General features: G+C 39.3%; 18 protein-coding genes, 8 tRNA genes, 1 rRNA gene, 1 pseudogene and 1 other annotated feature (1 of these 29 cut by a window edge). Of the genes and pseudogenes, 22 read left to right on the top strand and 6 right to left on the bottom strand.

Annotated elements, in window-relative coordinates:
• The first annotated feature begins 120 nt into the window (after positions 1–120).
• From rrf to glmS, 16 genes are all read left to right on the top strand, one after another.
• A 5S ribosomal RNA gene (gene rrf, locus J7E67_RS14470) occupies positions 121–237 on the top strand.
• Positions 238–251: 14 nt separating this feature from the next.
• Positions 252–326, top strand: a tRNA-Asn gene (locus J7E67_RS14465).
• 27 nt (positions 327–353) lie between these two features.
• Positions 354–426: transfer RNA gene (locus tag J7E67_RS14460), tRNA-Thr, on the top strand.
• Positions 427–447: 21 nt separating this feature from the next.
• Positions 448–522, top strand: a tRNA-Glu gene (locus tag J7E67_RS14455).
• A gap of 41 nt (positions 523–563) precedes the next feature.
• Positions 564–639, top strand: a tRNA-Val gene (locus tag J7E67_RS14450).
• A gap of 23 nt (positions 640–662) precedes the next feature.
• A tRNA-Thr gene (locus tag J7E67_RS14445) sits at positions 663–735 on the top strand.
• A 22-nt stretch (positions 736–757) separates the two neighbouring features.
• Positions 758–842 (top strand) — tRNA-Tyr (locus tag J7E67_RS14440).
• A 49-nt stretch (positions 843–891) separates the two neighbouring features.
• Positions 892–966, top strand: a tRNA-Gln gene (locus J7E67_RS14435).
• A 2-nt stretch (positions 967–968) separates the two neighbouring features.
• Positions 969–1,041, top strand: a tRNA-Lys gene (locus J7E67_RS14430).
• A gap of 523 nt (positions 1,042–1,564) precedes the next feature.
• The gene (rocF, locus tag J7E67_RS14425; protein ID WP_214713468.1) at positions 1,565–2,461 is read left to right on the top strand and encodes an arginase; all 897 of its coding nucleotides are present in this window, start codon (positions 1,565–1,567) and stop codon (positions 2,459–2,461) included.
• Positions 2,462–2,729: 268 nt separating this feature from the next.
• On the top strand, positions 2,730–3,293 hold the full coding sequence (gene sigW, locus J7E67_RS14420) for an RNA polymerase sigma factor SigW (protein ID WP_214713467.1): 564 nt from the start codon (positions 2,730–2,732) through the stop codon (positions 3,291–3,293).
• Between the two features lie 18 nt (positions 3,294–3,311).
• Positions 3,312–3,938 carry an anti-sigma factor family protein gene (locus J7E67_RS14415; protein WP_214713466.1) on the top strand — a complete coding sequence of 209 codons (627 nt, stop codon included), beginning with the start codon at positions 3,312–3,314 and terminating at the stop codon, positions 3,936–3,938.
• Between the two features lie 130 nt (positions 3,939–4,068).
• Positions 4,069–4,896, top strand: coding sequence for a diadenylate cyclase CdaA (cdaA, locus tag J7E67_RS14410; protein ID WP_214713465.1), 828 nt, complete (start codon positions 4,069–4,071; stop codon positions 4,894–4,896).
• The gene (locus J7E67_RS14405; RefSeq protein ID WP_214713464.1) at positions 4,889–6,118 is read left to right on the top strand and encodes a CdaR family protein; all 1,230 of its coding nucleotides are present in this window, start codon (positions 4,889–4,891) and stop codon (positions 6,116–6,118) included. The genes cdaA and J7E67_RS14405 overlap by 8 nt, the downstream gene beginning before the upstream one ends.
• Before the next feature lie 38 nt (positions 6,119–6,156).
• On the top strand, positions 6,157–7,509 hold the full coding sequence (gene glmM / locus J7E67_RS14400; protein ID WP_214713463.1) for a phosphoglucosamine mutase: 1,353 nt from the start codon (positions 6,157–6,159) through the stop codon (positions 7,507–7,509).
• Positions 7,510–7,984: 475 nt separating this feature from the next.
• On the top strand, positions 7,985–9,787 hold the full coding sequence (glmS, locus tag J7E67_RS14395) for a glutamine--fructose-6-phosphate transaminase (isomerizing) (RefSeq protein WP_214713462.1): 1,803 nt from the start codon (positions 7,985–7,987) through the stop codon (positions 9,785–9,787).
• 220 nt (positions 9,788–10,007) lie between these two features.
• Here glmS and J7E67_RS14390 read toward each other — a convergent pair whose 3' ends face one another.
• Positions 10,008–11,231 carry an IS110 family RNA-guided transposase gene (locus J7E67_RS14390; protein WP_214732178.1) on the bottom strand — a complete coding sequence of 408 codons (1,224 nt, stop codon included), beginning with the start codon at positions 11,229–11,231 and terminating at the stop codon, positions 10,008–10,010.
• 362 nt (positions 11,232–11,593) lie between these two features.
• Between J7E67_RS14390 and J7E67_RS31845 the strand changes: the two genes are divergently transcribed.
• Both J7E67_RS31845 and J7E67_RS14385 read left to right on the top strand, forming a co-directional pair.
• Positions 11,594–11,725: a hypothetical protein gene (locus J7E67_RS31845; protein WP_285290507.1), complete on the top strand. Its 132-nt coding sequence runs from the start codon at positions 11,594–11,596 to the stop codon at positions 11,723–11,725.
• A 766-nt stretch (positions 11,726–12,491) separates the two neighbouring features.
• Entirely contained in the window at positions 12,492–13,409 is a 918-nt protein-coding gene (locus tag J7E67_RS14385; RefSeq protein ID WP_214713461.1) for a class I SAM-dependent methyltransferase, read from the top strand.
• 61 nt (positions 13,410–13,470) lie between these two features.
• Here the strand turns inward: J7E67_RS14385 and J7E67_RS14380 are convergent, their stop codons facing one another.
• The 3 genes and pseudogenes from J7E67_RS14380 to J7E67_RS14370 all read right to left on the bottom strand — a co-directional run bounded on the left by J7E67_RS14380 (position 13,471) and on the right by J7E67_RS14370 (position 16,974).
• Positions 13,471–14,721, bottom strand: a complete 1,251-nt coding sequence (locus J7E67_RS14380) for an ATP-binding protein (protein ID WP_214713460.1) — start codon at positions 14,719–14,721, stop codon at positions 13,471–13,473.
• A 205-nt stretch (positions 14,722–14,926) separates the two neighbouring features.
• Positions 14,927–15,369 (bottom strand): annotated as a pseudogene (locus J7E67_RS14375) (CcdC protein domain-containing protein).
• A 708-nt stretch (positions 15,370–16,077) separates the two neighbouring features.
• Entirely contained in the window at positions 16,078–16,974 is an 897-nt protein-coding gene (locus J7E67_RS14370; RefSeq protein ID WP_214713459.1) for a nuclease-related domain-containing protein, read from the bottom strand.
• 189 nt (positions 16,975–17,163) lie between these two features.
• Here J7E67_RS14370 and J7E67_RS14365 point away from each other — a divergent pair, with 189 nt between their 5' ends.
• The 4 genes from J7E67_RS14365 (at position 17,164) to J7E67_RS14350 (ending at position 20,431) form a co-directional block, all read left to right on the top strand.
• Positions 17,164–18,141, top strand: coding sequence for an ABC transporter ATP-binding protein (locus J7E67_RS14365; RefSeq protein WP_214713458.1), 978 nt, complete (start codon positions 17,164–17,166; stop codon positions 18,139–18,141).
• A complete protein-coding gene (locus J7E67_RS14360; RefSeq protein ID WP_214732177.1) occupies positions 18,138–18,941 on the top strand; it encodes an ABC transporter permease in 804 nt (267 codons plus the stop codon). Before J7E67_RS14365 ends, J7E67_RS14360 begins: the two co-directional genes overlap by 4 nt.
• 6 nt (positions 18,942–18,947) lie before the next feature.
• On the top strand, positions 18,948–19,730 hold the full coding sequence (locus J7E67_RS14355) for an ABC transporter permease (RefSeq protein WP_214713456.1): 783 nt from the start codon (positions 18,948–18,950) through the stop codon (positions 19,728–19,730).
• A 128-nt stretch (positions 19,731–19,858) separates the two neighbouring features.
• Positions 19,859–20,431, top strand: a complete 573-nt coding sequence (locus J7E67_RS14350; RefSeq protein ID WP_214713455.1) for a TetR/AcrR family transcriptional regulator — start codon at positions 19,859–19,861, stop codon at positions 20,429–20,431.
• Between the two features lie 73 nt (positions 20,432–20,504).
• Here J7E67_RS14350 and J7E67_RS14345 read toward each other — a convergent pair whose 3' ends face one another.
• Positions 20,505–20,780 (bottom strand): hypothetical protein, encoded by a 276-nt coding sequence (locus J7E67_RS14345; RefSeq protein ID WP_214713454.1) that lies wholly within the window; start codon positions 20,778–20,780, stop codon positions 20,505–20,507.
• Between the two features lie 185 nt (positions 20,781–20,965).
• Positions 20,966–21,220: an alpha/beta-type small acid-soluble spore protein gene (locus tag J7E67_RS14340; RefSeq protein ID WP_214713471.1), complete on the bottom strand. Its 255-nt coding sequence runs from the start codon at positions 21,218–21,220 to the stop codon at positions 20,966–20,968.
• Positions 21,221–21,325: 105 nt separating this feature from the next.
• Positions 21,326–21,344 (top strand) — a binding site (T-box leader); it runs 193 nt beyond the window's last position.

Below are 21,344 nucleotides of genomic sequence, written 5' to 3'. Positions count from 1 at the left end.
AAGGTATACTCGTTTTTACAACTTCTTCTGCATTATCTAGTTTTGAGGGAATGAAAAAAATTAATTTTCCTCTTGAAAAATTTCAAAAAGATATTATAATAAATAATGTCTTGAAAATAGTCTGGCAGTAATGGCGAGAAGGTCACACCCGTTCCCATACCGAACACGGAAGTTAAGCTTCTCAGCGCCGATGGTAGTTGGGACACGCGTCCCTGTGAGAGTAGGACGCTGCCAGGCTGAAATATTATTGTTCCGCAGTAGCTCAGTGGTAGAGCTATCGGCTGTTAACCGATCGGTCGTAGGTTCGAGTCCTACCTGCGGAGCCATTTTTATGTAAACTTATATATAGCTATGCTTCCATAGCTCAGTAGGTAGAGCACTTCCATGGTAAGGAAGAGGTCAGCGGTTCGAGCCCGCTTGGAAGCTTTCCTATTTTTATAATAGTATGGCCCCTTGGTCAAGCGGTTAAGACACCTCCCTTTCACGGAGGTAACACGGGTTCGAGTCCCGTAGGGGTCACCAAAGTTTTTTATGCACTAGCGTAAAATAACTTTCATTGCTGTGGAGGATTAGCTCAGCTGGGAGAGCATCTGCCTTACAAGCAGAGGGTCGGCGGTTCGAGCCCGTCATTCTCCACCATAATATAATTATGTTAACTACATGCCGGGGTAGCTCAATTGGTAGAGCAACTGACTTGTAATCAGTAGGTTGGGGGTTCAAGTCCTCTCGCCGGCACTGCTTTTTTAAATTTTAATATGGAGGGGTAGCGAAGTGGCTAAACGCGGCGGACTGTAAATCCGCTCCCTCCGGGTTCGGCGGTTCGAATCCGTCCCCCTCCACCATTTATATTTTTAAAAAAGTTGGACATACTAGATAATACTACATCTCTATTGGGCTATAGCCAAGCGGTAAGGCATCGCACTTTGACTGCGACATGCGTTGGTTCAAATCCAGCTAGCCCAGCCAGAGAGCCATTAGCTCAGTTGGTAGAGCATCTGACTTTTAATCAGAGGGTCGAAGGTTCGAGTCCTTCATGGCTCATATAGTAACAGCCAGGAACTTTGGAGAAATCTCCAAGGTTCTTTTTTTATGAAAAAGAAACAAAGTGTCGTCAGTGGGCGATTGGCGGCAAAAATGCATGAAAAAAGCATCAAAGTGCCGCCAATAAGGGCTATTGGCGGCAAAAATGCATGAAAAAAGCAATAAAGTATCGCCAATAAGGGCTATTGGCGGCAAAAATGCATGAAAAAAGCAATAAAGTATCGCCAATAAGAGCTATTGGCGGCAAAAATGCATGAAAAAAGAATAAAGTATCGACCATAAGGGCTATTGGCGGCAAAAATTTATGAAATAACAATCAAACTGTCGCCAATCATATCTGTGAAGTTTGAATTCGTTAGTCAAAATGGAACCGAACGTTCATTTTTTCTTATTGTACATCCCTGCCTTAAACCAACCAATGGTTTAAGGTTTTTTATCGTATATATATACATAATTTTGTCGAGTTGAGTCATTGGTATGAAAGCGGTTAAAATAGATACATAAAGGGGTAGGAGGAATTAATATGAGTAAGCTTTCAATTATTGGAATGCCAATGGATTTAGGTCAAATGCGACGAGGGGTAGATATGGGGCCAAGTGCCATCCGTTATGCTGGGATGGTTGAACGACTTAAGCCACTATTTGATGAAATACATGATCTAGGTGATATTCCAATTGGCAGGCCTGAAGTTGTGGTGGATAAAGAATCCAATTTGCGGAATCTTGATTTAGTTGCTGAGAAAAGTGCTTTGTTGGCTGAAAAAGTAGATGCTGCTGTCGAGTCGGGTGCGTTTCCGCTAGTGCTTGGCGGGGATCATAGTATTGCTATTGGTACTTTAGCAGGTGTCTCTAAACATTATAAAAATCTTGGTGTCATTTGGTATGACGCACATGGGGATCTAAATACGGCTGAGACAAGCCCATCTGGTAATATCCATGGAATGCCACTAGCCGTAAGTATCGGGTTAGGGCACAGCTTGTTAACCGAGATTGGTGGATATGGTCCTAAAGTTAAACCTGAAAATGTAGTCATTATTGGTGCAAGAGCGCTGGATGATGGAGAAAAAGATTTAATAAAGGAAATAGGAATCAAAGTTTATACAATGCATGAAATTGATCGGATGGGGATGGCCAAAGTAATGGAAGAAACCATCGCTTACCTGAAAGAGAAGACAGATGGTGTCCACCTTTCACTTGATTTAGATGGCCTAGACCCAAATGATGCTCCAGGCGTTGGAACACCAGTTATGGGTGGAATCAGCTACCGAGAAAGTCATCTTGCTATGGAGATGTTAGAAGAAGCAAAAATCATTACCTCAGCAGAATTTGTAGAAGTAAATCCAATTTTAGATGAAAAAAATAAAACTGCTAAAGTGGCAGTTGAATTGATGGGCTCATTATTCGGAGAAAAATTATTATAAAAAATAAATAAGTAAAGCTGCATTTCGTAAGTAAACGGGCCAACCTGTTCTTCTAGCGAGATGCAGCTTTTTTCTATTTTCTTCTTGTCAAAGAATTAAAAACCGTGCCAATTTATCTCCCTTCATAAAATCTTTAAACTAATTATTAAGCCCTTTTAGTAAATTTTTGTTAATATTAAAGGTATTGAGAAGTTTTTTCGTGTAAAACGAAACTTTTTTGCTAACGATTCGTATTATCGGATAGCAGCAATGGAGCTGAGGTAATGTAATGGACGCAATTGTAAAAAAGAGAATAAAACAAGTAATCAAAGGGGACCAAGACGCCTTTGGTGAAATCGTTGAAATATATAAAAATAGTATTTATCAACTATGTTTTCGGATGCTTGGAAATCGTCATGAAGCTGAGGATATGGCACAGGAAGCTTTTATTCGTGCTTATGTGAATATCAAAACCTTTAATCAAGACATGAAATTTTCAACCTGGCTTTTTCGGATTGCAACCAATCTGTGTATTGACCGAATGCGAAAAAAGAAACCGGATCATTATTTAGATGCAGAGGTTGCAGGGACAGAAGGATTAACAATGTATTCGCAAATCCCTTCGAACACACCACTGCCAGAGTCAGAAGTAGAAAGCTTAGAGCTGCAGGATACGGTCCAGAAAGAGATATTAAAACTGCCCGATAAATATCGGACAGCCATCGTATTAAAATATATTGAAGAGTTGTCCTTAAATGAAATTAGCGAAATTCTTGATTTACCACTTGGAACGGTTAAAACAAGGATTCACCGTGGCCGGGAAGCGTTAAGACAACAATTACGATATGTGTGATAAGAGGTGAAACTGTTAATGTGTCCAGAACAAATCATCGAACTAATGCATGAATACTTAGATGAAGAAATTACACCTGATCAAGAACGAATATTAAGAGAACACCTCCAAAACTGTAAAGAATGCGAAGCTATATTTAATGAGCTAAATAAGACGATCGCTTTTGTAAAGAGTGTGTCACATATGCAGGTACCTGATGACTTTACAGCGAATGTATTGTCTCGTTTACCAAAAGAGAAACGAAAGATTTGGATGCAGCGTTGGTTGAAAAACCATCCTTTGCTTGCAGCTGCCTCTTTATTTCTCATATTAATGATGGGAAGCGTATTTTCTACTTGGAATCAAGATCGAGAGTTTTCTGTATCGAAGCAAAAAAACTTAGTAGTTAAAAATAATACGGTTATTGTACCTAAAGGTGAGACGGTCAAGGGCGATGTCATTGTTCGAAATGGGACATTAGAAATTGAAGGTGAAGTCCAAGGTGATGTGACAGTTATCAATGGTGAAAAATATTTGGCCTCTGCAGGACATGTAACAGGGCAGATTGAAGAGGTAAATGAAGTGTTCGATTGGATTTGGTATCATATTAAAAGGACCGCACAAGATGTGGTTCAAATATTGGAAGACCAACCGGAAACCAAATAAAAAAACAAATCACTCTGACCGGGTGATTTGTTTTTTTACCCAGATACATATAATAGGTACAAGAGGTATTTATGGTATAATAAATAGGTTGTAATTTATTTGTGTTAAAGAAAATTACGGAGGAAGAACAATGCCGTTTGCTGATTTCGAACTATGGAAGTATTTAGCTAGTATTGTTGATATTGTCCTCGTATGGTATGTCATTTACAAGCTGATCAATGTGATTAGAGGAACGAAGGCCGTTCAATTACTAAAAGGCATTCTCGTTATTCTTCTAGTCAGAGTTGTCAGCGAGTTTCTAGGCTTCCAAACATTAAGCTGGATGATGGAACAGGCGATAACATACGGGTTTCTTGCGATTATTATTATATTTCAGCCAGAACTTAGAAGGGCCCTTGAGCAATTAGGCAGGGGGAAGTTCTTTTCAAGAAGCAGTAATCTGGATGATGAAGATCCGGAAAAAACGGTTGAGGCGATTGTTAAGGCAACTGATTATATGGCAAAGCGCCGCATTGGGGCGTTAATCTCGATCGAAAGAGAAACGGGAATGGGCGATTACATAGAAACGGGGATCCAGCTAAATTCCAATATTTCTTCTGAATTGTTGATTAATATTTTTATCCCAAATACACCGCTCCATGATGGTGCGGTAATTATCCAAAAAAATAATGTCGCAGCAGCCGCATGCTATCTGCCGTTATCCGAAAGCCCGTTTATTTCTAAGGAGCTGGGAACCAGACATCGGGCTGCATTAGGAATAAGTGAAGTGACTGATAGTGTCACTGTCATTGTTTCTGAAGAGACAGGTCATATTTCCCTTACAAAGAACGGGGAGCTTCACCGAGCGATTAATACAGAGCAACTGAAAGAATTACTTACGAGTGAATTGTTAATTCATTTGAAAACAAAACAAGCTTCTTCAGCTCGTTGGAACTGGAGGGGGAAAAATAATGGATAAATTGATGGATAATCCTTGGTTTATTAAAATTCTTGCCTTGTTGTTAGCGGTACTTTTATATTCTTCTGTACCACATACAGGTAAAAAAATAACGGATGTTAATGTGCCAGGAGAGCAATCAACAGAAACCATTACCAATATTCCTGTAAAGGTTTATTATGATACGGAAAATCTAGTGGTATCAGGAATTCCAGCCACGGTTGATATCACTTTAAAAGGACCTATAACGCACATTCAGTCTGCCAAAGCGTTGAAGAACTTTGAGGTTTACGTAGATTTATCAAAAGCTAAAATTGGGAAACAGAAAGTAAAATTAAAAGTAAGAGACCTGTCAGATAAATTGAGTGCGACTGTGAAACCAGCTAGTGTAAATGTATCTGTTCAGGAAAAAATCACTAAGGAATTTAAAGTTGAGGCAGAATTTAATGCGAGCCAAATAGAAGCTGGTTATTCTGCAGGACAACCCGTTGTCGAGCCAAATAAAGTGAAGATTACCGGTGCCAAAAGTGTCATCGACCGGATTACTTATGTAAAGGCTGCCCTTGAGGAAAAAGATCAGCTGAAAGAAACCATTTCAGAAGAGGCTCATGTCCAAGTTCTTGACAAAGATCTAAATAAGTTAAATGTAGTGGTGGATCCGGAAACGGTAGAAATCACGATACCAATAAAAAGCAACAGTAAGACTGTACCGATAAAAATTGTTAGAAATGGTACTGCCCCAGAAGGTGTGACGATTGAATCGATTGATATCGATGAAAAAGAGGCAACAATCACAGGGGATGAAGATGTTCTTAAAAATACGGATAATGTCCGTGTTGAGGTTGATCTCAGTAAAATTACCGATAACACCACCCTTACATTGCCTGTCATCATCTCTAATGGAATTACAAAGGTTACCCCGCAAATCGTAAAAGCAACCGTTGTGGTCAAAAAACAAGAAGAAAAAACAGTTTCGGATGTACCGTTAAACATTCAAGGATTATCCGAAGAATATAAGGCCACGATTAACGATCCGGGAAATCAAATGATAAATATACTTATTAATGGTCCCTCTTCGGCAGTTAGCAGCATTAGGCCTGAGGATTTCAAAGTCTTTATTGATTTGTCTGGCCTTGTAGAAGGGGATCATATAGTGGACATTCACGTGGAAGGACCTTCGGCTGTAAAGTGGAAACCTATTAAATCATCAGCGAAAATTACGATCGAAAAAAATAATGCCTAATATCTAGCAATACACATGTTGAAGGAGAGATTTTTAAAATGGGAAAATATTTCGGGACCGACGGGGTACGTGGAGTAGCAAATAGCGAATTAACACCTGAGTTGGCCTTTAAATTAGGCCGCTATGGCGGATATGTTTTAACAAAGGATAAAAATCGTCCCAAAGTACTCATCGGACGGGATACGCGTATATCTGGCCATATGTTAGAAGGAGCCCTTGTGGCAGGGTTATTATCCATTGGAGCCGAAGTTATGCGTTTAGGAGTTATATCTACTCCAGGTGTTTCATATTTAACCAAAGCTTTAGGTGCCCAAGCAGGAGTCATGATTTCTGCTTCTCATAATCCAGTGGCTGATAACGGCATTAAATTTTTTGGTCCCGATGGCTTTAAGCTTTCCGATGAGCAGGAATTAGAAATTGAGACGCTCATCGATTTACCAGAAGATCAACTGCCTCGACCAGTGGGTTCGGAACTTGGTCAAGTCATGGATTATTTCGAGGGCGGTCAAAAGTATCTCCAATATTTGAAAAATAGTGTGGATGAAGATTTTACAGGAATCCATATTGCCTTAGATTGTGCACACGGGGCAACGTCGTCGCTAGCGGCACACTTATTTGCCGATTTAGATGCGGACCTATCAACAATGGGCGCCTCTCCCAATGGCTTAAATATCAATGCAGGAGTGGGCTCAACACACCCTGAAGCACTAGCAGCCTTAGTCAAAGAAAAAGGTGCCGATGTAGGTCTCTCCTTTGACGGAGATGGAGACCGTTTGATTGCGATTGATGAAAATGGAACAATTGTTGATGGGGACCAAATCATGTACATTTGCGGCAAATATATGAAAGAACAAGGCCGCTTAAAGCATGGGACGATTGTATCAACCGTTATGAGTAATTTAGGCTTCTATAAAGCACTTGAGTCACATGGGATCCATAGTGTACCGACAGCGGTAGGTGACCGTTATGTTGTCGAAGAAATGAAGAAAAATGGGTTTAATCTGGGCGGCGAACAATCAGGTCATATTATTTTCTTAGACTATAACACCACAGGTGACGGTTTATTATCAGGGCTGCAATTAGTCAATATTATGAAGGCAACTGGGAAGCCTCTTTCTGAGTTAGCTGGTGAAATGAAAAAATTCCCGCAAAAGCTTGTCAATGTGAGAGTAACCGATAAACATCATGTAACCGATAATGCAAAGGTAAAAGAGGTTATTGAGCAAGTTGAAGCAGAAATGGCAGGAAACGGGAGAATTCTCGTCCGACCATCAGGAACGGAACCGCTTGTTCGCGTCATGGCAGAGGCATCGACAGAGGAACTTTGTGAATCTTATGTGAACAGGATTGTGGCAGTTGTCAAAGAAGAAATGGAATTAAAGGAAGAATAAAACCCATATATATGCATAAAGGAACGATCTGCTTCCTTTATGCATATTTTATTATGTATGAGTTATAAGTAAGGAGAAAGGTGAAAATCCCTAATTTTGGTTGACGGAGACGCTCAATCATAGTAGTATTAATTTGCTTTGTTTTTTCAAAGCAGAATGAATGCATATTTTTAATGAAAGGTGGGTAGGAAGAGAATTGTCCTTTTAAAAGCGCCTGGACTAACCTAAAGTGGTGAGGTTAGTTGACGAGGAGGAGGAGTATCGAATGTTCGGCGGATACCTCCCGGTTGAGACGCACAACCGAAAATTTCTTCTTTAAAACACAGGGGCAACTCTGTGCACAAAGAGAAGAAAATGCGCATACTAGAAGTAATGTTTCAAAAGGGTATAGACAGATACCTGACCATAACATTGATCAGGGGGCAAGTATTGCCTCCAAGCATTATTGCCCCCTGGATAGGGAGGAAACAGAAGAATGTGTGGAATTGTTGGATATATTGGGAATAGAGACTCGAAAGAGATTTTACTAAAAGGCTTAGAAAAACTCGAATATAGAGGCTATGATTCAGCTGGAATCGCTGTAAAGAATGAGAACGGAATTCATGTTTTTAAGGAAAAAGGTCGTATTGCTGATTTACGCAGCATTGTTGATGAGGATGTACATGCACATATCGGGATTGGACATACACGCTGGGCAACACATGGGGTGCCAAGTAAAGGAAATTCCCATCCGCACCAAAGTACATCTGACCGTTTTACGCTCGTTCATAACGGGGTCATTGAGAACTACGATCTTTTAAAACAGGAATATTTATCTGACGTAACGTTTGAAAGTGAAACGGATACAGAAGTTATTGTTCAAATGATTGAGTTATTTGTAAACGAAGGTTTGGAAGTATTAGAGGCTTTCCGTAAAACGTTGACTCTTTTACATGGTTCTTATGCACTAGCGCTTTTAGATGCAGAAGATAATGAAACCATTTATGTGGCCAAAAATAAAAGCCCACTGCTTGTTGGTTTAGGTAAAGGCTTCAATGTTGTGGCAAGTGATGCAATGGCGATGCTGCAAGTAACTGACCAGTACGTGGAATTAATGGACAAAGAAATTGTTATCGTAACAAAGGATAAAGTAACAATACAGAATCTGAACGGTGAAATTATCAGCCGTGAACCATATACAGCTGAACTTGATGCTAGTGATATTGAAAAAGGAACATATCCCCATTACATGCTGAAGGAAATTGATGAACAGCCGCTTGTGATGCGCCGTATTATCCAAACATATCAAAATGAGCAAGGTGAATTAACCATTGACCGTGAAATCATCGATACTTTAAACGGAGCGGATCGTCTGTATATTATTGCAGCTGGTACTTCCTATCATGCAGGACTTGTCGGGAAGCAGTTCATTGAGAAAATGGCAAAAATCCCCGTCGAGGTTCATATCTCCAGTGAATTCGGTTATAACATGCCGCTTCTTTCTGAAAAGCCGTTATTTATCTTCATTTCACAAAGTGGAGAAACAGCTGACAGCCGTGCCGTTCTTGTTAATGTAAAAGAGATGGGTTACCCTACACTAACGATTACAAATGTTCCAGGTTCAACGCTTTCTCGTGAAGCGGACTATACGCTTTTATTACATGCAGGTCCTGAAATTGCTGTTGCTTCAACGAAGGCATATACAGCACAGTTAGCAGTATTAGTTATTTTAGCTGAAGTTGCTGCCAAAAGCCGCAGCTTAGAAATTGACTTTGATCTTGTAAAAGAGCTTGGTATTGTTGCGAACGCAATGGAAGTTCTCTGTGATTCGAAAGAGCTTATTGAGCATATCTCAAGAGAATTTTTATCCATAACTCGCAATTGCTTCTTCATCGGCCGTGGGATTGACTTCTACGTTGGTTTAGAAGGTGCCTTGAAACTTAAAGAAATTTCCTATATTCAAGCAGAAGGCTTTGCGGGCGGCGAATTAAAGCACGGTACGATCGCCTTAATTGAAGAAGGTACACCGGTTGTTGCCTTGGCTACTCAAGAAAGTGTAAACATGAACCTGCGCGGAAATGTGAAGGAAGTAGTTGCTCGTGGAGCTAATCCATGCATCATTTCGATGAAGGGATTAGATCGCGACGAAGACAGCTTTGTGATTCCAGAAGTAAATGAATTATTAACACCTCTGATCTCTGTTATACCAATGCAGTTACTCTCATACTACGCTGCACTGCACCGCGACTGTGACGTCGATAAGCCACGTAACCTTGCTAAATCGGTGACTGTTGAGTAAAAATAAGAGTTTTAATTAATAAACTGTTGAAAGACAAAAAAGTCGGGAACTGACTTAAAAAATTATCAATCAACAAGTATGCATAAAAATTTGATCAAGTAAGACTCAATCCAATTTCTGGGTTGGGTCTTTTTTTGTTAATAAAGATTTCAAAAAAAATTTGAAAGGAGAAAGGGGAGAGCGCCAGATTCATTGATCTATGGTTTAGAAAGTGACTGGATTAAGAGGCTTTAGGTTCTTCTAACGTAACGGTGTATCCTAAACTTTCGAGTCGTCTCAGTGAATGCCGAACGATAGATTGTTGTCTCTGCTTATCAAAGTAGTCTTCGCCTAAGTCTACATACATTTCTTTTCGGGTTAAGAGATAATAAGAGATACGTAACATTGCGTGAGCGACTACAATACCAGCACGTTTCTTACCCTTTCGGGATGCTGTACGTCTATACAGTGCTCCGAGATAGTTTTTGGATCCTCTTACTGAATGAGCTGCTTCTGTTAACGCCGATCTTAAATACTTATTTCCTTTTTTAGTTTTGGCTGATTTTCTTTTTCCAGCGCTTTCATTTTGCCCAGGAACTAATCCTGCCCAAGAACACATATGAGCTGCAGTGGGGAATTGTTTCTTCACATCAGTCCCAATTTCGGATAGAATTTGCTCAGCCATTCTGGTCGCTATACCTGGAATCGAATCCAATCGTGATACATCTTCTTGATGAGAGCTGACTCTGTCCGCAACTTCCTTATCAAGCATCTCGATTTGCTCAGTAAGAAAATCAATATGACCTAAAATGGTTTTTAACATGAGGCGTTGATGTGAATTGATATAGCCTTTTAGGGCGAGTTCCAGTTCTTCTTTCTTTTTCTTCATGCTGCGTCGAGCGAAGTTTGCTAGTTTTTCAGGGTCCTCTTCACCATCGGCAATGGCATCAAGCATATCTCGTGCTGAAACACCCAACACATCTGAAACCACAGATCCCAACTTAATGTTCGCGCCTTCTAACACTTTTTGGATTCGATTATGTTGTCTGGCACGCTCCTCGATAATACTTCGACGATATCTAACGAGTTCACGCAATTCACGTTGATTTCGGTCAGGGATATAACTGGCTTTAAGTAGACCATGGCGAAGAAGTTTGGCGATCCATTCTGCATCCTTCACATCTGTCTTTCGTCCTGGAACTGCCTTCATATGTTGGGCATTCACCACTAAAAACTCAATATCCTCAGCTTCTAGTAAGTTCACAATAGGCTTCCAATAAACACTCGTGCTCTCCATGGCGACATGGGTACAATTATGTTGTTTAATCCAGTCAACCAACTGTAATAGAAATACAGTTTTAGTAGAGAACGTTTGAATCTCCTTTCCTTCAGGTGTCAAAATACAGGCAGTAATATTGTCCTTATGGACATCCATACCGCATGCTCTTTCAATGACTACATCCATTGAAAACATCCTTTCTACGGCGATCATTATAATTAGAGGCTGGTGCAACAACCAGAATAGGATTAATCTACCATGTGTGCTTCCCGTAAGGGAGCGACAGTCAGTGGTGCACCGTGGTCGGTGGAGTCAGACTAACGGATGGGCTCTAACGCACCATAGTTCAGCGACCTTCCTCTCCAGCCGTAGAATCAGTATTGACGTTTAGTGACCATTTTCATTCTCTGTGGTGAAGCGCTGATTTTTGCGCTTCATGGATGGCTAACGGGTGCTTTACTACAATAAAGAGGGCTTGCTGATGCAGCCCTTTTCTTATTGAGCTACCGAAGCAGGTTATTTAAATATGAACAGAAAAGCAGCTCAATATGTTAGAAACGGCTTCTATCATCAATGGAAAAGACAAAGGGGATATAGTTCATTTAATAATTGGGGAAGTCCAAGAAGGTGTAAAGACGAAAACCAGTCTTAAAACAGCAAAAGGAATCGCGATTAGTTAGTTTGTAAAGGATTGTACTTAAACGAGTGCATTACTTAAAACAAAAAAATCACTGGTAGTGGTCTATTTGTTTTAGATTTCAATATAGTCCAGAATAGTTCTATTCCAGTTCCCGACTTTTTTGTACAGCAGAAAAAAACACAGTTCCCGACTTTTATTTTTATGGATTGCAAATTTGAACGTAAGAATGCGGGTTTCAAGGCTTCATAGTTCCTTACTTTTTTGTCTTATAACATAAACTGTCTCCCCGTAACAATCTCCTTCCTTCAGTAACAAAGTTGGGACCTGCTGAAACTTAATTGGTTCCAAAACGGGAAGGACGGGAGAGGCAACTATGTAGTTTAAAATGGCTCAAAAGAATCAGGAAACGTACCGTCGGTACGTACTTCCTGGTTCTTTTTTTATTAATCAAACGTTTAATTAGTTTAGGTCAAATACTAATTAAACGATTGATTAACAACGGAGAAAGCCCGATACATCAATGATTAGGAGCGGGAGAGGAAATGGAGAAATCTAAGGGAGCCAAAATTGAAGCAGATTTGCCAGAGGAAAAGCCCGTAGGGAAGTCCGAATATATGTCCGATTGCCCCTGCCTTTTCCCCTTATTTAAATTTTTTTAGAGATTATCATTGATTTTTTATTGACATTTTCATTAATATGTGTTAAAATAATTATTAATTGACATAAAATACATATCATCATATAATAAACTCCTAGCAGAATTTTGCGAGGAGTTTTTTTATTTTTATAAAAAAGGGGGAGCTTGTTTGGAGACTAAAAAGGAAAGTTTAACCGCATTAGTTAGTTGCTTTGCGAGGGGATATCATGCATCGTACAGCAGTGAGCCGATTTTTAATGACTTTATTGCTAATTCTCTTTTAATGGATGAAGAAAAACAGCTAATCGCCGCCAATTGGGCAAACGCTATCGCCTTCTTTGATCAAGAAAAAAGCGAAACATTGACGAAGTTTGAAGATAAACTGCACTGGGTGATGAGCAACCAGACCATTCCACAATTAGTCAGTCGGGCAAGGTATGTGGAAGATGGACTCAACGCAGCAATCCAGCGTGGTTTTAAACAATATGTCATCCTCGGTGCAGGTTTCGATACCTTTGCTTTAAGGCAAGATAGACTGCCGGAGGATTTTGTCATTTACGAAGTCGATCACCCTGCAACTCAAGCTTTTAAAATAAATCGGCTAGAGGAATTAGGCATTGAAATCCCCGAAAATGTAAGGTTTGTTCCGGTAGATTTTAAAAATGACTCCCTTCATGATGGATTGAAGAAAAGCGGCTATGATGACCAAAAATATACTTTTTTTAGTTTGTTGGGCGTTGTAATGTACCTAAATAAAAAGGATTTCTATCAACTTCTATCTTCTGTTTCGGAAATGTCTATAAACGGAAGCTCTTTCATATTTGACTACCTCGATGATACTGCTTTTGATGACAGTATTGCCTCTAAGAAGCTAACCCAAATGCGACAAATTACTGCACATACAGGTGAACCAATGGTTACGGGCTTTGATCCGTTTGAACTCGATAGGGAGCTGCAGGATTGTAATATGTTACTCTATGAAAATCTTTCTCCTGCTAATATCGAGGATATGTATTTTAAGGGAAGAGAAGATGGATTACACGCCTTCGACCATTTTCATTTTGCGCATTTAGTTGTTCATAAATAACAGGAATCTTTAGACACCGTTCATTTGTTATGAATGGTGTCTTTTTACTTTGGCTCATATATTATTTATTTCTTAAAGGGAAAACAATTTTCACAGTGGTACCTTTATTAGTTTCACTTTCATACTCAATTGACCCGTTCAACTCCCGGATGATTTTGTTGGTAACCATGCTCCCTAATCCGGTCCCTTTCGTTTTTGTAGTGTAAAAGGGCAATCCTATCTGTTTTAACTGCTCGGGCGTCATTCCTTTTCCGTTATCTTTAATACTAATTTCAACAGTATTTTTGAAGTGGTCAGCATGTAACTCAATCTTAATCATTCCCCGATTGGATATCGATTCTATCCCATTTTTGATCACATTCATGATCGCTTGCTTTAAATGGGCCTCATCTCCATTTACATAAAATGGTTCAATATTTTCATAGTCGATGATGACATTTGAATAGGAGGCAAGAGGCCTCATTAATTGAACGCAGTCACTCATCACATCGTTAATGGAAATAATGGCCAATTGAAAAGGTTCAGGCTTGGCAACTTTCAAATAGTTTGTAATTATACTGTTGGTCCGATCTAGTTCTTCTATTATTAGAGGCGAGAATTTTTTAAATCGCTCATCGTTTGTATCTTTACTTAAAAATTGGATAAATCCTCTAATGGTTGCGAGAGGGTTTCTAATTTCATGCGCAATCGAGGCGGTAAGTTGGCCCACCATCGTCAATTTATCAAGATAAACCATTTCCTCAAATTGCTTATTAATTTTTATCAAGTTTTCAATCACAAAGATCAGGGCCATAACCGTTATATATAAGGCAATAAAGTAAATCAAATAAAAAGATAGACTTAAAAAATTGATACTAAAATATAGAATCGTAATATAAATAATAAAATAGCAAACAACGACCATTGTTCCTGCCACAAGCTTAGAAGGTGATTTATGAAAAAATCTCCGGAAAGCAAGGCCACATAAGAACGCGACAATGGATACCAGGATGCCAATCGCTAGGAATTTTCCACCGATAAAATAGCGGACAAGGCATGCACTTACTAAAACGATGCCCCCAGGTAACCAACCCCCATACAGAGTGAGGATCAGAATGGAGCACATCCTTAAATCAAAATGGGTTGCCCCCAAGGTTTCAATTGGATAAAACATACAAAAAAGCGTTCCTAAGGAACCAATCAAACCATAAATCACTTTTTGTTTTAAAGTATTTGGAACTTTCGTTTGAAAGGGGAAAAATAAGTTGGCATTAAATGTAAAAGATAATAAGATCGTGATGTTAACTAACAGTGGTTTGATTAGAGTAATCAAGAAACTTCCTCCAAAATCATAAATGATATGCGTCTACATTCATCCTTCCCTGCGGATCGATAAACTTTCCGCACAAAAACATCTACTATGAATAATACCTCAAATCTGTTAGGCATGTAACCCACTCTAATCGATAATGAAGTGTTCGTACAAAAAAAGCCCCTCTCTCTGTAAAAAAGTAGAAAGAAGAGCTTTTATATTACAATCATCTAGTTTCCGCTGGTCGATTGCCTGCATGTAATTTGCGAAATTTAATATAGCTTCCAATTCGCCAAACGCAGATATATAGAAATGCAATTGTCATCGTTAGCACTGTAAACTCGATGTAATCCATACTTTTGAAATACTGACTTAACGCGATGCGAATGACAATGATGGCGATGATTACATACTTAAACGTTTTATTGGGCTTTGAATAAATCAATCCATCTTCGCGGATCTCATATGATGTTGAGTTAGCATAATCGCTCCAAACAATGTGCCGAGTATACCAGCAATCAGCATTTCCCAAAAGGCGGGCAGATGAAAGGGCTCACCTGGAATGTGCAGCAACTGACTGATACTAAACGAAAACATGACCAATACAAATAAAACAGGAGAGATTATACCGAAACCGCCCCTTTTGATTGGACCCTTTCTTCCCTTCATTTTGAAAAAAAGAACAAGACCAATAATGACGAGGATAATAATCATAATTATGATTATTTTCAATTTGCTTCAATCCCTTTCGGAAGACATATAAATAATATTTTTATTGTATTGTTATCATAAGGGAAAATAACCTATGCACGGTAGTGGGAAAATTCATGCTTTTTAGTATGAGATTGTTCATGATTCTATGAAGAGCCTCGTGTTAGGTAAACAGAGAAGGGATGAGGACATGGATTGGCTACAAAAATCGGTGAGGGAAAGAGAAAAAAGAATCCAATAAAGGCTATTGGCGACAAAAATTGGTGGGAAGAAGGGAAAAATGAATCCAATAAAGGCTATTGGCTACAAAAGTAGGTGAGGGGAAGGGAAAAAAGAATCCAATAAAGGCTATTGGCGACAAAAATCGGTGAGGAGAAGGGAAAAAAGAATCCAATAAAGGCTATTGGCGATAAAAATCGGTGAGGAGAAGGGAAAAAAGAATCCAATAAAGGCTATTGGCGATAAAAATCGGTGGGAAGAAGGGAAAAAAGAATCCAATAGAGCTATTGACCATAAAATATAAATAGGAAAAGGGTAATATTCGGCCAATTCAACCAAAATCTTTGATCAATGAAAAAGCGTAAAATATTCTCCACCTGGCTGAAAGATTGCGATTTTTTACGCTTAAATTTAATTAATATACTTAATACAACTGGCTAACCTTAATTACTCGGTCCATTGACCATACCCTTTAGCATCAAGATGTTTATTTAAAATCTTGCTGATCTTCGTTCTAGATTCAATTATTATACACCATTCGTAAACAAGATTAGTCGTAATTTTCTTCATTGGAAAAAGAAGCTTTAATTCCTTTACACTCCTTAATACAGCTGATTCCAAATCTTCTTGGCATCCACAATCATCACACACTAATTTCTTTCCTTCCACAGTTATGAAAAATGAGTTGCAAACTTTACAAGTGTTCCCCTTTTTCAACTGATCATAATTATAAATGGGTACCTGAGTAAAAGAAGACTTAGTAATATGCAGTGAAACTAATAGTTCTGCTAGCTTTTTGTGTTTACTATTCAATTTTGAAGGAGTGCTACCAAAATTTTTTAAAAAACTATTAAGTTGTGTTGGGTAAATAATAGGTTTGTTTTTAGGTGCTTGATAGAGGGTAAACTCGGGGTTGATAAAAACAACCTTTGCTTCAGTGGGGAAATGAAAACCATGTCTAAGGAGCAATTGGTGGAGCAAAGATTCAGCTCGTTTTAGTTGGTCGAGAGGATTGAGAATTTCATTGCCTGGTTTCGAGTAAAATTTGTCATCTTCAAAATAATAATCGCCCTTATAATTTTTTACTTCAAAAACGTGAAGAGAGTCCTTGATTATCAATGTATCTATTTGGAACGTGGTATTGTTAACCTTAAGCAACAAATCATTCAGTATTAAACAATCACACTGAAGTTTTTCGGTTAACAAGTCAAACATCACTTCCCCTTCAAACCCCTTTTTAAGGTTTAAAAAGTACTTCTTGTCATTCTCGGGTAAACTCATTCGTGTGTTTAAGTAAGACAGAATCTTTAATTCATCTGATTTGGTGCGGGATTTAAATAGCATTTGCCACTTCCTTTCTAACTTTATAGATTCCCAAGTTCATTTTATAAAATTTATAGGTCTAAATGAGTGTATATTTTGTTAACATTACAAAAAAAGTTATTTTATTATTCAGAAAATTATTGACGACAATAAAGATAAAATGTTATTATTTTCCTCTGTGACTCAGAATAGATTTGGAGGGGATAACGGTTGATTCATCTACAAGGGATAAGCAAATCTTTCAAGGTGGCCCAGCGCCAGACAGGCTTACGGCAGGCAGCGAAGTCCCTTTTTTATCGGGAACATACGGTTGTTGACGCTCTGAAGGATCTCTCTTTTTCGATTAATCCAGGAGAAATTGTCGGTTACATTGGCCCGAATGGAGCGGGGAAGTCCACCACAATAAAAATTATGAGCGGGATCCTGGTGCCTGACACCGGGAATTGCACGATCATGGGTTACACACCGTGGAAAGACCGGGTGCATTATGTCCAAAATATTGGAGTTGTTTTCGGTCAGCGCTCACAGCTATGGTGGGATGTTCCGGTAATGGATTCCTTCGAACTCCTAAAAGACATTTACAAGGTTCCCCAGCAAGAATATCAAACTACGATTAATCTACTCATTGAAACGCTAGAACTGCAAAACATTATCAATTCACCCGTCCGTCAATTAAGCTTAGGGCAGCGGATGCGCTGTGAAATAGCAGCTTCTCTCCTACATAATCCGAAAATCCTATTTTTAGACGAACCAACGATCGGCCTTGATGCTGCTTCTAAAATAGCTGTCCGCCAATTCATCAAAACAATCAACAAAGAAAAGGATGTCACCGTCATCCTGACTACGCACGATATGAATGATATCGAAGCGTTGGCTGACAGGGTTCTATTAATTGGAAAAGGCAGCTTATTGTACGACGGCGGTTTAGAGGAATTAAGAAGAAAATTTGGTTCCCAAAAAACGATCACCGCTGATTTCCGCAAAAATGAAAACCCAATCAAAATCACACATGCAACCGTGCTTTCGAGATCGCCGGAACGGGTCATCCTCAGCATTGATACGGAGCAGGTTAACACTTCGGAAATCATTACTCAGTTGTCCGATAAGCTTGAGTTGATTGATATTTCGATTGAATCCCAACCGATTGAGGAAACCATTCTCCAGCTTTATAAGGAGTACAAAATATGAGGGTGTATCTATCTGTTTTGAAGCTGCGGTTAAACATTGGAATGCAGTACCGGACTGCTGCATTGGCAGGGGTAGTTACTCAATTTTTCTGGGGTTTTATAACGATTATGGTATTTGAAGCATTTTACGAATATGCAACGAAAACTCCTCCTATTTCCTTAAAAGAATTAATCACCTATATCTGGCTGCAACAGGCCTTTCTTGTGTTCGTTACCATCTGGTTTCGCGATAACGAGCTATTTGATCTGATAACAAGTGGCAATATTGCTTACGAACTATGCCGGCCATGTGAGCTCTATGGTTATTGGTATGCTAAGCTGCTGGCGCAGCGACTATCCAGTGCCTTCTTGCGCTGCTTTCCGATTCTAATTGTTTCATTCTTCTTGCCAAAGCCGTACAATATGACTCTTCCACCCAGCCCAACAGCCTTTTTATTATTCTTAAGCGCCTTACTGTTAGGCCTGCTTCTCTTAGTAGCGATCTCGATGTTCTTATATATATCCGTATTTGTGACCTTGTCCCCGATGGGATCGCTATTAATATTTGGTGTCCTCGGCGAATTTTTTGCTGGATTAATCATTCCTGTACCGCTTATGCCAACTTGGCTTCAAAAAATAGCTAATGTCCTGCCGTTTCGCTGGACGGCGGATTTCCCGTTCAGGGTTTACTCAGGACATATCCCACCGCATGACGCCATCATCGGTATCATCATCCAATTGATTTATCTTGCGGGTCTTGTCTGGCTAGGGAGGACGGCACTAAATGGAGTATTGAAGAAAGCTGTCGTCCAAGGAGGTTAACCAAAAATGAGAATATATTTTAAATACTTATTGATTCTCTTTAAATCACAAATGCAATATCGGACATCGTTTTGGCTATTATCGCTGGGTCAATTTTTTATTCCTTTTTCGATCTTTGCAGGTCTATACTTCTTATTCGAACAGTTTGGGCAAATAAAAGGATGGCAATTCTTTGAGGTAGCACTTTGCTTCGGGATCATTCATATGTCGTTTGCGCTGAGTGAATGCTTTGCCCGAGGTTTTGATACTTTTTCCAGCTTGGTTCGGAATGGTGAATTTGATCGATTACTCGTTCGCCCTCGCAGTACGTTTATTCAAGTACTCGGGTCCAAATTCGAGTTTACGAGATTTGGCCGGCTCCTTCAAAGTGCAATTGTTTTAGTTTGGGCACTGACCAATCTCAACATTGAATGGAGTGTAGTAAAAGCAGCCACCCTCTTGTTGATGATCGCTAGCGGTGTGCTTATTTTTACAGGCATCTACATCTTGGCGGCCACCCTGTGTTTTTGGACGATTGAAGGTCTTGAGGTGGTTAATATATTTACCGATGGCGGAAGAGAAATGGCGCAATACCCATTAAATATTTATCAAAAATGGGTGGCCCGTTTTTTTACCTTTGTGATCCCGTTTGGAACGGTGAATTATCTACCGTTGTTGTTTATTCTAGGGAAGAACAGTGGGAACGACCTCCTATATATGCTGATCCCGGCAGCTGGCAGCTTGTTTATTCTCCCGTGTCTCCTTGTCTGGCAAGTTGGGGTAAAACATTATCGCTCCACGGGTTCGTAAAACAATAGCCGAGTTCCTATTTATGAGGGAACTCGGCTTTACTTTTGACCTATTTGGAAACTAAACCTATCTTATGTTATATTTAAACAAATGACTGAAAAACTGAAATGGTCAGTAGGGGTGTGGACATGGCAACAGATAGAAGAAAGATGATTGTAGAAGCGGCAACCAAGTCTTTTTCATTATTTGGCTATAAAGCAACAACAATGGATCAAGTCGCAAAACTGGCCAATGTTGGCAAAGGGACGATTTATACTTTTTTTAAAAACAAAGAAGAATTATTCGAAGAGATTATTTCCACTTTGGTCAAAGAAATGATTGCTGAGGCAGAATCCGTCATCGAACCAGAGTTACCCTTCACAGAAAACGTGCATCGGGCACTTTATCGTTTATTAGAGTTTCGCGCTCAGCACCAACTGATGATTAAATTGGTCCAAGAGGAAGCGGAAATGGGGACTCTAGCGGTTTCGGAAATGCTGCAGCATGTTGAGGATGAAATCATTGCCTATTTAAAGCAGAAAATTGACACGGCTATCACGAAAGGGGCAATCCCACCGAACGACACCGAAATTACCAGCTTTCTTCTTTTAAAAATGTATATTGCCCTAGTTTCAGACTGGGAAAGAAATCATCAGCCGCTGAGCTCGGAACAAATCGCGGAAATCATGAAAGTATTTTTAGTAAAAGGTTTGTCCACATAAAAAAAGACTTGTGTGTACCTCTATACAAGTCTTTTAGCTAGTTGGTGCGACACTAAGTGGCGCTACCGATTTCTTATTTTAAAAGATAAATATTTTTTGAAGCAGTGGCAATTTTTGGCCTATTCTTATTACGGCTGCCAGTGAGTTCTTCCATTAAACTTAAAAATGTTCCAAAAAGGTAATTGACCACAGAACCGGCAAGTATTCCAAATCCTAGTGCAGTTAAGAAATAAGTATTACTGTAACCGTTTACAAATTGACCTAACAAAATAAGAATGAGCCCTAGGCCGCTTCCAAAGATTGCTGTTTTCTTAAATGTGAAGATACTCTTTAAGTGTTTTTCCTGCATCACCATCAACTCCTTGTAAGAATATTCTATCAATTGTCACAAAATTGTCAAACTTTTTTTAAAAATTTTGCTCTGTTAAACTTGGCTGTTGATTTTTGCACCAATCAACTTTGCTATAAAATCAACAATGACCTTTAACACAGCCAAAAATTAAAAGGGGACCTAACAAATTTAGGCCCCGGGCGTTACTTTTTCTTCGCTAAGTTTTCTTGTGCCATTTTGACCAACTCACGGACCATGCTGCCACCCAGCCTGCCGCCAACCTTACCGGCCTGTTCAGACGTGAGCTGACCATTATAGCCCTTCATTAATGGAACACCCACTTCTTCTGCTGCTTCAAATTTCGCATCCTCAGGGTTCCCGGTATTCGCGACCTTCGCTTTCAACGCATCTAAGCCATTGCGCGCCTCGGGGACAAGGATTTTATTTCTTCTTCTCACCATAAAAATCCCTCCTTTAGTTGTAGGATTACCTGAATGTAAAAAATAATCAAAATCACTGGAAAAATCCATTTTAATCCAGTATAATACGGATAATAAATTCGGATAAAATCAATGATAAAGA

The sequence above is a fragment of the Bacillus sp. ISL-46 genome, from assembly GCF_018613205.1.
Note: the sequence above shows the minus strand (reverse complement) of the source record. Positions and strands in the feature narration are given on the sequence as shown.